This is a genomic window from Nonomuraea sp. NPDC049625, from assembly GCF_040675285.1.
Lineage (GTDB): Bacteria > Actinomycetota > Actinomycetes > Streptosporangiales > Streptosporangiaceae > Nonomuraea > Nonomuraea angiospora_A.
In genome coordinates, this window is record NZ_JBFAOQ010000004.1 from 1 (window position 1) to 15,407 (window position 15,407).

Genomic DNA, 15,407 nt, shown 5'->3' on the forward strand with positions numbered 1-15,407 from the left:
ATGACCTCGCCGCGTTTGATCTCGATCGAGACCTCGCGCAGGGCGGGCGCCTCGGCGCCGGGGTAGGTGAAGGTGATGTCCGTGGCCGTGATGCGGTCGAAACCGATCGGGGCCGCGGCCGGGCGGGGGCCGGTCAGGCGGCGCTCGGCGTCCTCGCAGAACTCCAGGAAGTCGGTGAAGTAGAGGCCCTGCTCGTAGAGGCTGTTGGTGGCGTACAGGAAACTGCTCAGCGAGCTCTGGCCCGATCTGATCGCCAGGACCGCGGTGCCCGCCACCGCCAGCGGGATCGCGGCCAGGGCCAGGAGCACGCCGAGGGCGACGTAGACGAGAGCGGTGCCGAGGCCGCCGAGGGCCTCGCCGACGAGCCGGGCGAAGGTCTGGCGTCTGGCCAGTTGGAGCAGGACGTCCTGCTCGGCCCTGGCCACCGCGTCGTACATGCGCAGCAGGAAGCCGCGCATGGTGAACGAGCGGACCTCGGCCGCGGCCTCGCGCTCGGCCAGCAACTCCGCGATGATCCACTTGCGGCGGCGGGCCGGGATCAGGCCGTACATGGTCGCGTAGCGCATGCGCGCGCTGCGGACCGCCGCCCAGGCGTCGGGCAGGACGGCGAGCAGCAGCAGCGGCAGGAGCACCGGGTGGAGCAGGCCGAGCACGCCGGCCGCGGCCGCGATGCCGACCGCGGCCGTGACCACGTCGATGGCCGACGACACCACCCAGTCGGCCACGCCCGCGCCGCGTGCCCTGGCGCGTTCGAGGGCGTCGTGGAACTCCGGGTCGTCGTAGGCCACGAGCTCCACCCGGCTGGTCAGCCCGAACAGGCGCTCCTCCGTCAGCCGGGTGATCTGGGGGGTCAGGCGGGACTCCGCCCAGCCCGCGCCCGCCTGAACGGTCGTGCGCAGCACGGCCGCGCCGCCCACCAGGGCGAGGCTGGGCAGCGCGGCCAGCACGCGATCGGGGGTCGGGCCCTCGCTGAAGAGGGCGCTGAGGACGCCGGTGGTCGCCAGCAGGCCGAAGGCCGTGAAGACGCCGCCGAGGAGGTTGAGCGTGATCGTGGCCAGGGTGTCGCGCGGGCTCGCGCCCCAGGCCATGCGCATCGCCTGTGCCACGAGCGACGGCAGCCGCCTGGCGATGGTCAGGAAACCGACCTCCGCCATCTTGTCGTTGTGAACATTCCAGGTGGGGGTGGCGATCTCGCCGAGTTCGAGAGGCTCATCCTGCATGCTCTGAGTATGCGTTCGACCACTGACAGTTTTCATTCGGCTGCGCGTCGCGATGGGCAGGGCGCACACGCCATATCACCGCGATAGGGGCAATCTGGTACCTCTCCCGGGACGGAGGGCGCGCATACCGTGGCGGCACCCCCAACTCCCGGAGGAGGCTCCGTGCCCAGACCCCTTCGTCTCGCGCTCTCCCTCTTACTCGGCCTCACGTTCCTGCTCGTCACCGCGCCCGCGCAGGCCGCGGCCCTGGTCAGGGTCGTCAGGTACGACGCGAGCAGGGCGGCCGAGTTCGTGTCCGTGGTGAACCAGGCGGCCCAGCTCTGGAACTCCAGCGTCGTCAACGTCCGGCTCGTCCAGGGAACGCCCGCCGACTTCGTCGTGTACGCCGACAACGGCTGGCCGCGCGCGCTGCCCACCAGCCTGGGCCGCGGCACGGTCTGGATCGGCCGGCAGGCCACCACGCAGGGCTACAACCCGCTGCGCATCTCCACCCACGAGATCGGCCACATCCTGGGCCTGCCCGACCGGCGCACCGGGCTGTGCTCCGACCTGATGTCGGGGTCAAGCGCGCCCGTGAGCTGCACCAACGCGAACCCTAGCGCCGCCGAGCGGGCCGAGGTCGACCGCAACTTCGCCGGAAGCGCGCCGCAGGTCGAGTTCGGTCAACTGCACGTCGACCGCTGACCTCTCCCGGGTGACGGCGGACGCACCGGGTCCGCCGTCATCCGCCGGACGTTGCCGTACATACCGATCCGCCGTCACTCGCCGGACGTAGCCGTACATACCGATCCGCCGTCACTCGCAGGCGTAACCGGACATACCGCGTCCGCTTCATCCGCAGGCGTAGCCGGACGGCAGGCGGGTGTCGCCGTTCGGGCGACTGGCCTGGAAGCCGAACGACGTGCTCGCCCCCGGCGCGAGCGAGCCGTTGTGGGCAGCGTTGCGGGCGGTGACGGCCTGGCCGGACGTGGTCATCGTGACGTTCCACGACCCGGTGACCGCGTGCCCGGGCGGCAGCGTGAACGTGACGCCCCAGCCGGTCAGGGACGTGGTGCCGGTGTTGGTCACCGCGACCTGGATGACGTACCCGGTGCTCCACTGGCTCTGCACGGTCGCGGTGGCCGTGCAGCCGCCCGTCTGGCCACCGCCGGACGTCGTCACGCTCACAGTTCCCGAGCGTGGCGAGCGGTTGCCCGCCGCGTCCCTGGCGTACACGGCGAAGGTGTACGACGTGCCCGCCGCCAGCCCCGTGACGGTGACCGAGGCGGTCGCGCTCGTGGCCGCGGCCGTCTCCGTCGAGCCCTGTACGCGCACCACGTCGTACCCGGTCACCCCCACGTCGTCACTGGAGGCGGCCCAGGTCAGGGTCGCGGACGAGGAGGTGACCGCGGAGGCCGTGGGCGTGCCTGGCGCGGTGGGCGGGGTGGAGTCCCCCTGCCCGTACGCCAGACCGAACCCGTACGGGAACAGCGGCGTCTTCCCGTCCCCGGAGTTGATCGGCTGCTGGGACGCGCTGCTCATCCAGGTCACCGGCAGCTTGCCGGTCGGCTGGACGGTCCCGAACAGCACGTCCGCCACGCCCTGCCCCTCGGTGCCCGGCAACCAGGCGGCGACCAGCGCGTTCCAGCCGGACAGCTGGGAGGCGACGTCGAGAGGGCGGCCCGAGACCAGCACCACGACGACCGGGACCCCGGACGCGCGCAGGTTCGCGATGGTGTTGAGGTCCACGGCGTCCAGGCCCAGGCTGCCGGGCCGGTCGCCCTGGCCCTCGGCGTACGGCGGCTCGCCGACCACCGCGACGGCGACGCGGTAGGAGGAGTCGATGCCGGTGCCGTCCTGGCTGTAGGTGACGGTCGTGCCGGAGCCCGCGCTGTTCCTGATGCCCTGCAGGATGGTGGTGCCGGGGGTGATGTTGCCGGACGAGCCCTGCCAGGAGATCGTCCAGCCGCCGCTCTGGTAGCCGATGTTGTCCGCGCTCCGGCCCGCCACGAAGATCTTGCCGCTGCGGGCGAGCGGCAGCACGTTGCCGGCGTTCTTCAGGACGACCTGCGACTTGGCGACCGCCTCGCGGGCCAGCGCGCGGTGCGCGGCGCTGCCCACGGTCGAGGTGTACGAGCGGTCCGTCAGCGGCTTCTCGAAGAGCCCGAGCTCGAACTTCTTGGTGAGGATGCGCCGTACCGCGTCGTCGACCCTGGCCGTGGTCACCCGGCCGGCCTGGACCTCGGCCCGCAGCAGGTCGATGAACTGGCGCCAGGCCGTGGGGACCATCACCATGTCGATGCCCGCGTTCACGGCGGTGCGCACGTCGAGCGCGGACGTGCCGGGGGCGCCGTCGATCTGGTCGATGCCGTTCCAGTCGGAGACCACGAACCCGGAGAAGCCCAGCTCACCCTTGAGCACCGTGGTGATCAGGTACTGCTGTCCGTGCAGCCTGGCGCCGTTCCAGCTGCTGAACGAGATCATCACCGAGCCGACCCCGCGCTCCACCGCGGCCCTGAACGGCGGCAGGTGGATCGCCCGCAGGTCGGCCTCGGACAGCTGGGTGTCGCCCTGGTCCACGCCGCCCGTGGTGCCGCCGTCGCCGACGTAGTGCTTGGCGGTGGCGAGCACGGACGCGGGGCCGTTCAGCGTGGCTCCCTGCAGGCCCGTCACGATCGTGGCCATGGACGAGGGCAGCTCCGGCGTCTCGCCGAACGACTCGTACGTGCGGCCCCACCGGTCGTTGCGGGCCACGCACAGGCAGGGGGCGAAGTCCCAGTCGACGCCGGTGCCCGACACCTCCTCGGCCACCGCCCGGCCGATGCGCTCGACGAGGGCGGGGTCCCGGGTGGCGCCGAGGCCGATGTTGTGCGGGAAGATCGTGGCGCCGACGACGTTGTTGTGGCCGTGCACGGCGTCCGCCCCGTAGAGGATGGGGATGCGGAGCGGCGTGGCCAGGGCCGCGTTCTGGAATCCGTCGTACATGTCCGCCCAGGACGCGGCCGTGTTGGGCGACGGCGTGGAGCCGCCGCCCGACAGCACCGAGCCGAGCCGGTACGTGGTGACGTCGGAGTTGCTGACCGAGCCGCGTTCGGCCTGGGTCATCTGGCCGAGCTTCTCGTCCAGCGTCATCCTGGACATGAGGTCGGCCACCCGCGTGGGCACGGGGAGGCTGGGGTCCTGGTAGGGGGCGGCCCCGTACCAGGGCGCGGCGGACGCCCGGGGAACGACCAGTCCGGCGGCGACGAGCAGCGGCACGGCCGCCCTGATCGCCCACTGTCTGCTGCTCATGGCACGTCCAGAGGTTGTGGGCCACAAGTGGGAGCGCTCCCATGACTCTAGAACACGCCGGTGCCGCCGCCCAGGGCCCAGCCCGCACCCACAACCCCCAGCAGCGCAAACGAGGTGAAAGTTTCACCCCTGCTTACGGGCGAACGGCGGCGGCGCGGACGGGTCCTGGAGCGGGCCGCTGAGCTGGATGTTGGCGATCACCCAGCGCTCGCCCTGCTTGACGGCGACCAGGGTCAGCCGGAACGAGTCGTTGACCTCGTGCCCTCTGACCGAAGTCCGCTGCTCCTGCACGCCGCCCACGATCGCGGTGTCGCCATGGAGGCGCACCTGCGGGTCGAGGATCTCGAAGTGGTGGTTCTTCAGGTCGCCCCGGTGCCGGCCCGCCCACTGCCGTTTGTCCAGCTTGAACCCCACAGGACCGATTCCCGCGAAGTCGTCGCCGAGGAGGTCGTCGAAGGCGTCCGCGTCACCGTCGAACTCGGCCCGCGCCCAGCGGCGAACGAGGTCGAGCACCTGCTCCTGACTGCTCATGATCTGCCCCTCTCTTAACCGGGGAAATTCTCCCCACTTAAATCTGGCAGATACCGGCAATCGGCACAACCCCAACCGGGGAGTTTTCCCCCATATGCTGGTGAGTGTGATGACCAAGCCCATGCGGGCCGACGCGCGGCGCAACCTGGAGCAGATCCTGCTCGCCGCCCGCGACATGGTCGCCGAACGCGGCCCCGACGTCCCGCTCGACGACATCGCCCGGCGCGCCGGGGTCGGCAGCGCCACGCTCTACCGCCGCTTCCCCGACCGCGACGCCCTGCTCCGCGCGGTCGCGCTCGACGCCCTGACCAGGACGGCCGCCGCCGCCAGGGCGGCGGCCGAGGAGGAGCGCGACCCGTTCGAGGCGCTGGCACGCTACCTGCGCGCGGCGCTCGAACTGCGCGTCTCAGCCGTGCTCCCGGCCCTGCTCGACGCGGTGGACCCGGCGAACGACCCGCTGCTGGCACCCGTGCGCGAGGAGTCCGCCCGCACCATACGCCGGATGATCTCCGACGCCCACGCGGCGGGCACGCTACCGGAGGGTGTCACGTTCATGGACATCACGACCATGCTCGTACGGATCTCCCGCCCCCTCCCCGGGCCGCTCCCGGACGAGGCCAAGCACTCGCTCGCCCGGCGCCACCTGGAGCTGTTCATCCACGGCCTCCGGGCGATGGGGGCGGCGTGAAACCTGGATGCGATCCCCGTCAAGGGATGACCCGGTGGAGCTGAGACAGACCGTAACGCGTAGGGCGGACCCGGGACATCCAGGCCGGTAGTGCCGGCATTCCGCTTCCTGGCTCAAGAACTAGGCGATACTATGTTCGAACTACTGTGGCGCGGGAGGCTTGCGGGGGAGGTGTTTCGCGCGTGCTGTCGGGCCGGAAGTATCGGCTGGACTTCGATCTCGGTCAGCGCCTGTTCCCGAGCGGCTGGGCGGGATCTACCGCAGCGTGTGGAACACCGGGTTGGAGCAGCGCCGCGCCTATCGGCGCCGGGGCGCGTTCATCGGCTACGCCGAGCAGTGCCGCCAGCTGGCCGAGGCGAAGACCGACCCGGACTGCGCCTGGCTCGCCGAGGCTCCCGCGCAGGTCATCCAGCAGACGCTGAAGGATCTGGACGAGGCGTGCCGCAGGCACGGCACCTGGAAGGTCCGCTGGAAGAGCAAGGCGAGGTGAAGTCGGCGACCGTGACCCGCGAAGGCAAGCACTGGTTCATCAGCTTCCTGGTGGACGACGGCCTTGCCGAGGTGAGCCGACATGCTCGTCCCGGTCGGCACGCCGGGGTGGACCGGGGAGTGGTCACCGCCGCGGTCACCAGTGACGGGGAGTTCTTCGATCGCCGTCACGCCGGTGAGAGCGGCGTGTCGTCGATGGTGCCGCCGCCGGATGCAGCCGGCGGTGATTTTGGCGATACGGGGTTCCTCGCGGCGGGTGAGGCGAGGCGGTATGTGCGGCTGCAACGGCGACTCGCCCGGTCAAAGAAGGGGTCGAACCGGCGTAAGCAGGTGATCCGGGCACTGGGGGATCTGATGCGGCGAGCGCGATGGCGGCGCGCGGACGTAGGCGCCCGCCTCTGACCACCGTTCCCTCCGATGCGGGGCGGCGGCGTTGTTCGACCCTCTTTCCTGACAAGATCCCGCCCTGTATGTTCGATCCGAAAGAAAGTTTCACCCATGGAGGAACGTTGGGCAAGAAGCTTCACATTCTGGCATTACCGATCGCCGCCGCGGCCCTGGCGCTGACGGCCGTTCCCGCGCAGGCGGCCGACGGCTATGACCGTTGCCCCACCAACTACTACTGCCTGTTCTCCGGCCTGGACGGCACCGGCGACATCGTCCAGATCCAGAGCAACACCCCCGACCTGGCCGCCCTCAACATGGCCGACCGTGCCAAGTCCGACTGGAACCGCACGGGATCGACCATCCACCTCTACTCGGAGGCGAACTACGGCGGTTGCTCGGCCGTGACCAGTGCCGGCGGGAAGGGCAACTTCTACACCCCGTTCCGCGACTTCTTCGACTCCGTCCGTTTCGACGGCCCGAACGGCCCGTCGTGCTTCCCCCCTGAGGGGGCGACCGTCAAGGCGGCACAGACCGACTCGCACGGCTGATCACGGCCTGAGCGCCGCCAGGAAGCGGTCGGCCTCCGCGGCGAGCCGCGGCAGGTCGGCCGCCGGGTCGGCGGAGCGGGCCAGCAGCATGCCGCCTTCGCACAACGCACCGAAGACGAGCTGCGCACGCATGGAGAGGCCGCCGTCGGCCGCACCCCCAACCGCCGTGTCGCCGTCGGCCTCACGCCCGTTCGCCGAGCCGCCGTTGGGGGGCTGTTCGGCTGCGGTGGCCAGGTGGAGGCCGATGAGCAGGACCCGTAGCGTGTGGGCGTACTCGATCTCGCGGACCGTCTCCCACCCCAGCACCGACGGCGCGTCAAGAAGGACGATCTGCCGGAATCCCGGGTCGAGGCAGCGCTCGAGGAAGGTGCGGCAGCCGCGCCGCAGCGCCGCCCAGGGGTCGGGCTCCGACAGGGCCGCTCGCTCCAGCTCGGCGGCGACCTCCTCCTGCTCCCCCACGAACGCCGCCCGAAACAGCGCGACTTTTCCGTGGAAGTGGTGGTAGGCCGCCCCCTTGGTCACCCCGGCCTCGGCGGCCACCGCATCGATCGACGTGAGCGCGTAACCATGGGCCCCGAACAGCTTCCGCGCGGCCCGCACCAGCCGCCCCGTCGTCTCGTCCGATCGCTCTGCCTGGGTACGGCGGATCATCGTGCTCCCCATTGACTTACATACTCGCGGTACGTAACTTCGAAGAACAGTTACGTACCGCCAGTATGAAACATGGAGGTGAGTCGTGTCCCCCTCGTCCCCACCGCGCATCGCCGTCTACGGCGCCACGGGCCACACCGGGCGGCTGGTCGCGGCGGAGCTCAGCGCCCGCGGCAAGGAGGTCATCCTGGCCGGTCGCGACGGCGGAGCGCTCAAGGCCCTGTCCGACGAGCTCGGCGGGGCGCCCGTGCACCAGGCCCCGCTGGACGACCCCGCCGCGTTACGCGCGCTCGCGGAGCAGGCGACCGTGCTGATCCACTGCGCGGGCCCGTTCACGCACACCGGCAAGCCCGTCGCCACGGCGGCGGCCGAGGGCGGCTGCCACTACGTGGACCACGCCCTGGAGCAGCACCACACGAAGTGGATGTTCGACACGATGCAGGAGCCCGCGAGGAGAGCGGGCATCACCATGGTCACGGCGATGAGCTTCTACGGCGGGACGGGCGATCTGCTCGCCGCCGCCGTGGCCGACGGCCTGACGGACGTCGAACGGGTGATCGCCGCCTACGCGGTGTCCGGCTGGCGGCTGACCACGGGGGCGAAGCAGACCGCCGAGCTGCTGTTCGCCGACACGCGGCGCATCACCTACACCGACGGCGAGCAGCATGTCGGCTATGTCGAGCCGCGCAACGCCGTCTTCCCGTTCCCGCCGCCGCTCGGCCCGCGCACGATGATCGCCCCCGTCCCGTTCTCCGAGGTCGTCACGGTCCCCAGGCACGTACGCGCGCGCATGGTCGAGGCGCAGCTCACGGCGGACACGTTCCAGGAGGAGCAGGTGTTCAGCAGCGAGGACGCGGACGCCGGGACGCGGGCGGGCTCCGCGTTCACGGTCGCCGCGCAGGTGATCACGGCGGACGGCGGCAGGGCCGGGCAGGTCAGCGGGCGCGACCTGTGGCGCATGAGCGCGCTGACCTCGGTGGAGGCCGCCGTCCGCCTGGCCGCGGACCCGGGGAGCCCCGGCGTGTACGGCCCGGCCGAGGCGTTCCCGGCGGAGCCGTTCCTGCGCGACCTGGAGCGGCTCGGCCTGTTCACCCTCACCCTGCCGAAGAAGCCGGACAAGGAGGAGGAGCGATGATCCTGGTCACAGGCGCGGCCGGCGGCCCGCAGGGCTCGACCGGCCGGCACGTCACGAACCTGCTGCTGGAGCGCGGCGAGGCGGTGCGCGCCTTCGTGCACTCCGACGACCACCGGGCCGAGGAGCTGCGCAAGCTCGGGGCCGAGGTGGTGGTGGGCGACCTCAGGGAGATCACGTCGGTGCGGCCCGCCATGCGCGGGGTCAGCAGGGCGTTCTTCACCTATCCGGTGACGGCGGGGCTGCTGGACGCCACCGGCGTGTTCGCCGCCGCGGCCAGGGAGGAGGGGGTGGCGCGCGTCGTCGAGGTGTCGCAGCTCGACGCGTCCCCCGGGGCCCTGACGCCGCGGATGCGCCGGCACTGGGTGGCGGAGCAGGTGTTCGACTGGGCCGGGGTGGGAGCGGTGCACCTGCGGGCCGCGGTCTTCTTCGAGAACCTGTCCGTCGCCGCCTCGGGCGGCACGCTGGCGCTCCCGCTGGGGCCGCGCGACACGCGGATCCCGCTGGTGGCGGGCGAGGACGTGGCCAGGGTCGCCGCCGGGCTGCTGCTCGAACCCGGACCCGCCGACCCGGTGTGCCTGGTGACGGGGCAGATGGCGACGATCGGCGAGGCGGCGGACGCGCTCGGGCTCTCGTACGCGGATCTGCCGCCCGAGGAGTGGGAGGCGCGGGCGCTGGGCGCCTACGGTGACCCGTACACGGTCGAGCACCTGACACACCTTTGGGCGATCTTCCGCCTCATCGGCTCCGGCGACCACCCGCTCTACCGGGTCACCGAGAGCATCGAGCGCTACGGCGGCCGCCCGCCCATGACGCTGCACGAATGGGGAAACCCCCGGCCGAGGAGCGGCCGGGGGTTCCGTGCGGGCGGGGATCAGCCGGTGTAGCCGACCGCCGACCAGTCGTAGAACTTGTAGCCGCGAGCGCCGAAGTTGGCGAGCGTCTTCTTCGTGGCCCAGATCTCCGGACGCTGGTACAGCGGGATGGTGTGCACCAGGTCCCAGATCATCTTGTCGGCGGCGTTCGCCAGCTCGTAGGCCTTGGTCTGGTCCGTCTCGTTCCCCACGGCCTCGATGGCCTTGTCGAGCTCAGGGTCGTTGCTCTTGGGGAAGTTGCTCTCGGAGCCGGTCTTGTAGATCTGCGGCAGGCCACCGAGCGGCAGCGGCGTGCCGATCCACGTGAACGGCACCAGGTCGAAGTCGCCCTTGATGATGTAGTCGGTGAAGAACTTGTCGACGGGGACCGGTCGGACCGTGAGCTTGACCCCGGCCTCCTTGAGCATGGCCTGCGTGAGCTCGCCCTCAGTCTTCGCGACAGGAGTGTCCGTCGGGATGACGAAGGTCAGGTCCAGCTCCTTGCCGTCCTTCTTGCGGTACTCGCCCTCCTGCTTCCAACCGGCCGCGTCCAGCATCTGCTTGGCCTTGTCCAGGTTGTACTTGCCGATGTCGCCGGAGTTGTCGACGTAGGCCTTGTGGTTGTTCATGAAGACGTGGTTGCCGAGCGTCTGCAGCGGCCAGTCCATGTCCTTCAGGTCCGACTGCGTGATCACGTCACGGTTGATCGCGTACGCGACGGCCTGGCGGACGGACTTGTCCTTCAGGTTGGCGCTCTGGTTGTTGACCGTGATGTGCCGCCAGTTGGGGCTGAGCGCCTTGCGGATGTCCGAGTTGGGGACTTCCTTGGCGCGCTTCAGGTCGGCGGGAGCGCCGGCCGCGATGTCCGTGGCGTCGAGCTCGCCGTTGGCGAAAGCGTTCACCGCGGCGGAGGGGTCGCTGATCGTCCGGTAGATGAGCTTGTCGAGCTTGGTCTTCTTGCCCCACCACTTGTCGTCACGCACGAGGGTGAGCGTCTTGGTACCCTCGTCGATCTTCTCGACCTTGAACGGACCCGCGGTGACCGGGATCTTCTGCTTGTAGTCGTTCTCGTACTTGTCCGCGTCGAGCATGTGCGCGGCGGGCAGAAGGTGGTTGGTGGTCCGGTTGAACAGGCCCTGCCATTCCAGGTACGGCTTGGCGAAGGTGACGATGGCGACCTTGTCGGAGTCACCCTTGGTGACCGACTCGATCTTGTCCCAACCGTCCGTGGAAGCCGGCTTGTACTTCTTGTCCTTACCGTTGTTGATCTTCCACGCGGCCTCGAGGTCCTTCCACGTGATCGGCGTGCCGTCCGACCAGTTGGCCTTGTCGTTGAGCGTGTAGGTCACGACCTGCTTGCCCGACGACATGTCGTTCTTCACGTCGGTCACGTAGTCCGGGTTCGGCGTGAAGTTGGCCTTGTCGTCGGACAACATCAGCTGCGGCATGATCGGGTCGAGCATGTCCGCGGTGTCGGCCTGGTTGCCGTCGACGTGGTTGATGTTCCACTGGGTGGGCCACTGCCCGATGGGGAGGGTCAGCGTGCCGCCGTCCTTGACCTGGTCGTAGGCGACCGGGTTGATGGTGATCGACGGGGTCTCCGCCATCTGCTGCTGAGCCTGCTGCGACTGCTCGGCACTCGGCTTCTTGGCTGCACCGCCACCTCCGCCACAGGCCGCGACGGCCATGGCCAGGACCGCGATGCCCGCAGCCGCACGGTAACGAACCTTCACTTTTCCTCCTGATCGTCCGAGGCCGTGATGACCTCGATCTCCTCCGCGTAGTGGCAGGCGGCGCCGTGGTCCACAGCGTTCGCGAGCCGAGCAACCGAGGGCTCTTCGTCCACACACCGCCGTCGCTCCGCCTCGCTGAGCAGGGCGAACTTGGGGCAGCGAGTACGGAACCGGCATCCCGATGGCGGGTCGGCCGGGCTGGGCAGGTCGCCTTCGAGCAGGATCCGCTTCCGGGTTCGCTCCATTTCGGGGTCCGGCAGCGGGATCGCCGACAGCAGTGCCTGCGTGTAGGGGTGGGCTGGATGGTCGTAGACGTCCTCGACCGTGCCGATCTCGGCGATCCTGCCGAGGTACATGACGGCGACCCGGTCGGCCAGGTGCCTGACCACCGCCAGGTCGTGGGCCACGAACAGGTACGACAGCCCCAGCCGGTTCTTCAGCTCCTCCAGCAGGTTGATCACACCCGCCTGGATGGAGACGTCGAGTGCCGACACCGGCTCGTCCAGCACCAGCAGCTTCGGCTCCAGCGCGAGCGCGCGGGCGATGCCGATGCGCTGGCGCTGGCCGCCGGAGAACTGCTGGGGATAGCGGTCGGCGTGCTCCGGCGACAGCCCGACCAATTGGAGCAGCTCGGCGACCCGGGCGTCCACGTTCTTCCGGCCGTGCGCGCGCAGCGGCTCGGCGATGATGGCGCTGACCGGCATGCGCGGGTCCAGGGCGGCCATCGGGTCCTGGAAGACGATCTGCAGGTCGCGCCTGAGCGCCTTGCGCCCCCCGGAGTCGATCTTGGCGCTGTCCTTGCCGAGCACCACGACCCGCCCACCCTGCGGCGGCTGGAGCTGCATGATCTGCTGGAGCGTGGTGGTCTTGCCGCAGCCGGACTCGCCGACCAGCGCCAGCGTCTCGCCCTCGGCGATGTCGAAGCTGATGCCGTCCACCGCGAACACGGTGCCGACGCGGCGCTTGAAGACCGCGCCCTTCATCAGCGGATAGTGCTTGATCATGTCGTCGAGCTCGAGCACCGTGGCGCGCTCGGCGCGCGGCACCCGTACCACGTCACTCGGCGGGATGACCGGCACGGGGAACACGTCGGCCCCGGTCAGGCCCTTGTGCTCGATCTCGTGCGAGCGGATGCACGCCACGTGACGGCCACCGCCGAAGGGGGTCAGCGGCGGCTCCTCGTCGTCGCACATGTCCACCTTCATCGGGCAGCGCGGCGCGAAGGGGCAGCCCGGCGGCAGCGCCGACGGCGAGGGCGGGTTGCCCTCGATGGGCACGAGCGGCCCTTCCTCGCCGTCGATCCTGGGGATCGAGGCGAGCAGACCCATCGTGTACGGCATGCGCGGCCGGTAGTAGATGTCGTCCACCGGCCCCTGCTCGACCGGCTTGCCCGCGTACATGACCAGCACCCGGTCGGCCATGCCCGCGATGACGCCCAGGTCATGGGTGATCATCACGATGCCGGCGCCCGTCTCCCGCTGCGCGGTCTTGAGCACCTCCAGCACCTGCGCCTGGATGGTCACGTCGAGCGCGGTCGTCGGCTCGTCGCAGATCAGCAGGTCGGGGTCGTTGGCGATGGCCATGGCGATCATCGCGCGCTGCCGCATGCCGCCCGAGAACTCGTGCGGGAACGCCTTGGCCCGCAGGTTCGGGTTCGGGATGCCGACCAGGTCGAGCAGCTCGACGGCCCGCTTGGCGGCCTTGTCCTTGCCCATCTTCTGGTGGACGCGCACGGCCTCGGCGATCTGGTCGCCGATCGTGTAGACGGGCGTGAACGCCGACAGCGGATCCTGGAAGATCATGCTGATCGCCTTGCCGCGCACCTTGATCAGCTGGTCCTCGTCCATGCCGAGCAGCTCGCGGTCGTGCAGCTTGACCGAGCCGCTGACCGTGGCGTTGCGCGGCAGCAGGCCCATGACCGCGAGCGAGGTCACGGACTTGCCGGAGCCGGACTCGCCGACGATGCCGAGCACCTCGCCGCGCTCGACCTCGTAGCTGACGCCGCGCACGGCCTCGATGCCGCCGGGGAAGGTGACGGTGAGGTCCTTGACCTCCAAGATGCTCACGAATTGCTCCCCGGGTCGAGTGCGTCACGCAGGCCGTCGCCGATCAGGTTCACGGCGAGCACCATGGCCACCAGCAGGCCGGCCGGGAAGACGAACAGCCATGGATAACCGGTGGCGTTGCGCGAGCCCTCCGCGATCAGCGTGCCGAGCGAGACGTCCGGCGGCTGGATGCCGAAGCCGAAGAAGGACAGCGCCGCCTCGCCGATGATCGCGCCACTGACGTTGAGCGTCGCGTCGATGATCAGCAAGGAGGATAGGTTGGGGACGATGTGCCGGAAGATGATCTTCCAGCGCGGGATGCCCATGTAGACGGCGGCCAGGACGTACTCCCGCTCGCGGAGCGCGAGCGTCATGCTCCGCACCACCCGGGAGGTGATCATCCAGGAGAACGCGGCGAGCAGCACCACGAACCACAGCCAGGTGGCGTCCTTCAGCCTCGGCGAGACGATCGCGATGACCAGGAAGCTCGGGAGAACCAGCAGCAGGTCGACCCACCACATGAGCAGCCGGTCGATCCAGCCGCCGAAATATCCGGCGAACGCGCCCACGACCGCGGCGAGTCCGGTGGCGATCAGGGCGACCAGCAGGCCGATGATGATCGACTTCTGCATGCCGCGCAGCGTGACCGCGTACATGTCCTGGCCGATCGAGGTGGTGCCCCACCAGTGGTCGGCATCGGGAGCCGACAGGAAGGCCATGAAGTCCTTGTCCGTCCAGTCGTACGAGCCGAAGTAGGGGCCGACGTACGCCAGCAGGACCAGCAGCAACAGGGCGGCGATGCCGTAACGCGCCTGCTTGTTGCGGAACAGGCGCCGCAGGACGACTTTCGAACGCATCTCAGCTCACCCGCACCCGAGGATCGAGGGCCGCGACCAGCACGTCGGACAGGAACGCGGCGAACAGGACGCATACGGCGGTGAAGAAGGTCACCGCGGCGACGGCGTTGACGTCGTTCGAGTTGACCGCCTCGACCAGCCAGGCGCCCATGCCGTGCCAGGCGAAGATCTTCTCGGTGAACGTGGCACCGGTGAACATCGTGCCGAACGCGAAGGCGAAGTACGTGGCGGAGGGGATCAGCGCGGTGCGCAGCGCGTGCTTGGTGAGCGCGGTCCTGCGCCGCAGGCCCTTGGCCATCGCCGTGCGAACGAAGTCCTGACCCAGCACGTCGAGCATCATGTTGCGCTGGATGCGGCTGTAGAACGCGATCGAACCGAGGCTGAGCGAGATCGTGGGGAGGATCAGGTGGTTCAGCCGGTTGAGGAACAGGTCCCAGCCCGCCAGCTTCGGGTTGTACTCGCCGGTGTACTCGATCAGCGTGAACCCGAGCCCGTCGTTGAGGCTGTACGTCGCGATGGCCAGCACCGTGGCCAGCACGAACACCGGAATCGCCATGATCACGAAAGAGCTGACGCCTATTAACCGGTCGCTGAACTTGTACTGCTTCACCGCCGAGATCGCACCCAACGCCACCCCCACGGCGAAGCCCACCAGCGTGCCGATGAGCAGCAGCCGGAGGCTGACGAAGATCCGGCGGCCCATCTCGTCATTGACCGAGCCGCCGTTCCAGGTCTTGCCGAAGTCGCCCGTGATGACGCCCTTCGCCCAGGTCCCGTACCGCACGAGCACCGGGACCTTGTCGTTCATGTTGTAGGCGTCCAGCGTGGAGTCGATCACCGACTCGGCGATGGGAGGTTGGCGGGCCTGATACGCGGCTCGCGGGTTCATGGTGGTGGCCGCGAGCATGTACGCGAGACTCGCCGCGATGGCGACCAAGACCACATTTATTGCCAACCTGCGGAGCAGGTACTTGCCCATTACTCTCCGTTCGCGCTGACGGG

15 protein-coding genes are annotated in these 15,407 nt (G+C 69.7%); 7 read left to right on the top strand and 8 right to left on the bottom strand.

Annotated features, from left to right (window positions below):
* Nucleotides 1-1,220 (bottom strand): ABC transporter ATP-binding protein (locus AB0J87_RS18525; protein ID WP_363966643.1); only part of this gene is annotated, 1,220 nt, incomplete at its 3' end.
* A gap of 162 nt (nucleotides 1,221-1,382) precedes the next feature.
* Between AB0J87_RS18525 and AB0J87_RS18530 the strand changes: the two genes are divergently transcribed.
* Nucleotides 1,383-1,904 (top strand): snapalysin family zinc-dependent metalloprotease, encoded by a 522-nt coding sequence (locus tag AB0J87_RS18530; RefSeq protein WP_350733745.1) that lies wholly within the window; start codon nucleotides 1,383-1,385, stop codon nucleotides 1,902-1,904.
* Between the two features lie 147 nt (nucleotides 1,905-2,051).
* Here AB0J87_RS18530 and AB0J87_RS18535 read toward each other — a convergent pair whose 3' ends face one another.
* Both AB0J87_RS18535 and AB0J87_RS18540 read right to left on the bottom strand, forming a co-directional pair.
* Nucleotides 2,052-4,490, bottom strand: coding sequence for a glycoside hydrolase family 3 N-terminal domain-containing protein (locus tag AB0J87_RS18535; RefSeq protein ID WP_363966645.1), 2,439 nt, complete (start codon nucleotides 4,488-4,490; stop codon nucleotides 2,052-2,054).
* 123 nt (nucleotides 4,491-4,613) lie between these two features.
* Nucleotides 4,614-5,021 carry a nuclear transport factor 2 family protein gene (locus AB0J87_RS18540; protein WP_355201006.1) on the bottom strand — a complete coding sequence of 136 codons (408 nt, stop codon included), beginning with the start codon at nucleotides 5,019-5,021 and terminating at the stop codon, nucleotides 4,614-4,616.
* Between the two features lie 109 nt (nucleotides 5,022-5,130).
* On the opposite strand from AB0J87_RS18540, the gene AB0J87_RS18545 reads away from it, so the two are divergent.
* The 4 genes from AB0J87_RS18545 (at nucleotide 5,131) to AB0J87_RS18560 (ending at nucleotide 7,133) form a co-directional block, all read left to right on the top strand.
* Entirely contained in the window at nucleotides 5,131-5,709 is a 579-nt protein-coding gene (locus AB0J87_RS18545) for a helix-turn-helix domain-containing protein (RefSeq protein WP_363967850.1), read from the top strand.
* Between the two features lie 265 nt (nucleotides 5,710-5,974).
* Nucleotides 5,975-6,199 carry a hypothetical protein gene (locus AB0J87_RS18550; protein ID WP_363966647.1) on the top strand — a complete coding sequence of 75 codons (225 nt, stop codon included), beginning with the start codon at nucleotides 5,975-5,977 and terminating at the stop codon, nucleotides 6,197-6,199.
* Nucleotides 6,148-6,600 (top strand): hypothetical protein, encoded by a 453-nt coding sequence (locus AB0J87_RS18555; RefSeq protein ID WP_363966649.1) that lies wholly within the window; start codon nucleotides 6,148-6,150, stop codon nucleotides 6,598-6,600. Before AB0J87_RS18550 ends, AB0J87_RS18555 begins: the two co-directional genes overlap by 52 nt.
* Nucleotides 6,601-6,707: 107 nt before the next feature.
* Nucleotides 6,708-7,133 (top strand): peptidase inhibitor family I36 protein, encoded by a 426-nt coding sequence (locus tag AB0J87_RS18560; protein ID WP_363966651.1) that lies wholly within the window; start codon nucleotides 6,708-6,710, stop codon nucleotides 7,131-7,133.
* On the opposite strand, the gene AB0J87_RS18565 is transcribed toward AB0J87_RS18560, so the two are convergent.
* The gene (locus AB0J87_RS18565; protein WP_363966653.1) at nucleotides 7,134-7,784 is read right to left on the bottom strand and encodes a TetR/AcrR family transcriptional regulator; all 651 of its coding nucleotides are present in this window, start codon (nucleotides 7,782-7,784) and stop codon (nucleotides 7,134-7,136) included.
* Nucleotides 7,785-7,869: 85 nt separating this feature from the next.
* On the opposite strand from AB0J87_RS18565, the gene AB0J87_RS18570 reads away from it, so the two are divergent.
* Together AB0J87_RS18570 and AB0J87_RS18575 are read left to right on the top strand one after the other, a co-directional pair.
* The gene (locus tag AB0J87_RS18570) at nucleotides 7,870-8,919 is read left to right on the top strand and encodes a saccharopine dehydrogenase NADP-binding domain-containing protein (RefSeq protein ID WP_363966654.1); all 1,050 of its coding nucleotides are present in this window, start codon (nucleotides 7,870-7,872) and stop codon (nucleotides 8,917-8,919) included.
* A complete protein-coding gene (locus tag AB0J87_RS18575) occupies nucleotides 8,916-9,803 on the top strand; it encodes an NAD(P)H-binding protein (protein WP_363966656.1) in 888 nt (295 codons plus the stop codon). The genes AB0J87_RS18570 and AB0J87_RS18575 overlap by 4 nt, the downstream gene beginning before the upstream one ends.
* Here AB0J87_RS18575 and AB0J87_RS18580 read toward each other — a convergent pair.
* The 4 genes from AB0J87_RS18580 to AB0J87_RS18595 are packed head-to-tail and all read right to left on the bottom strand — an operon-like array spanning nucleotide 9,791 to nucleotide 15,384.
* Nucleotides 9,791-11,503 carry an ABC transporter family substrate-binding protein gene (locus AB0J87_RS18580; protein WP_363966658.1) on the bottom strand — a complete coding sequence of 571 codons (1,713 nt, stop codon included), beginning with the start codon at nucleotides 11,501-11,503 and terminating at the stop codon, nucleotides 9,791-9,793. The genes AB0J87_RS18575 and AB0J87_RS18580 overlap by 13 nt on opposite strands.
* Nucleotides 11,500-13,569, bottom strand: a complete 2,070-nt coding sequence (locus AB0J87_RS18585; protein WP_363966660.1) for an ABC transporter ATP-binding protein — start codon at nucleotides 13,567-13,569, stop codon at nucleotides 11,500-11,502. Before AB0J87_RS18585 ends, AB0J87_RS18580 begins: the two co-directional genes overlap by 4 nt.
* On the bottom strand, nucleotides 13,566-14,405 hold the full coding sequence (locus tag AB0J87_RS18590; protein WP_363966662.1) for an ABC transporter permease: 840 nt from the start codon (nucleotides 14,403-14,405) through the stop codon (nucleotides 13,566-13,568). The genes AB0J87_RS18585 and AB0J87_RS18590 overlap by 4 nt, the downstream gene beginning before the upstream one ends.
* Nucleotide 14,406: 1 nt before the next feature.
* The gene (locus AB0J87_RS18595; RefSeq protein ID WP_350733761.1) at nucleotides 14,407-15,384 is read right to left on the bottom strand and encodes an ABC transporter permease; all 978 of its coding nucleotides are present in this window, start codon (nucleotides 15,382-15,384) and stop codon (nucleotides 14,407-14,409) included.
* Nucleotides 15,385-15,407: the final 23 nt, after the last annotated feature.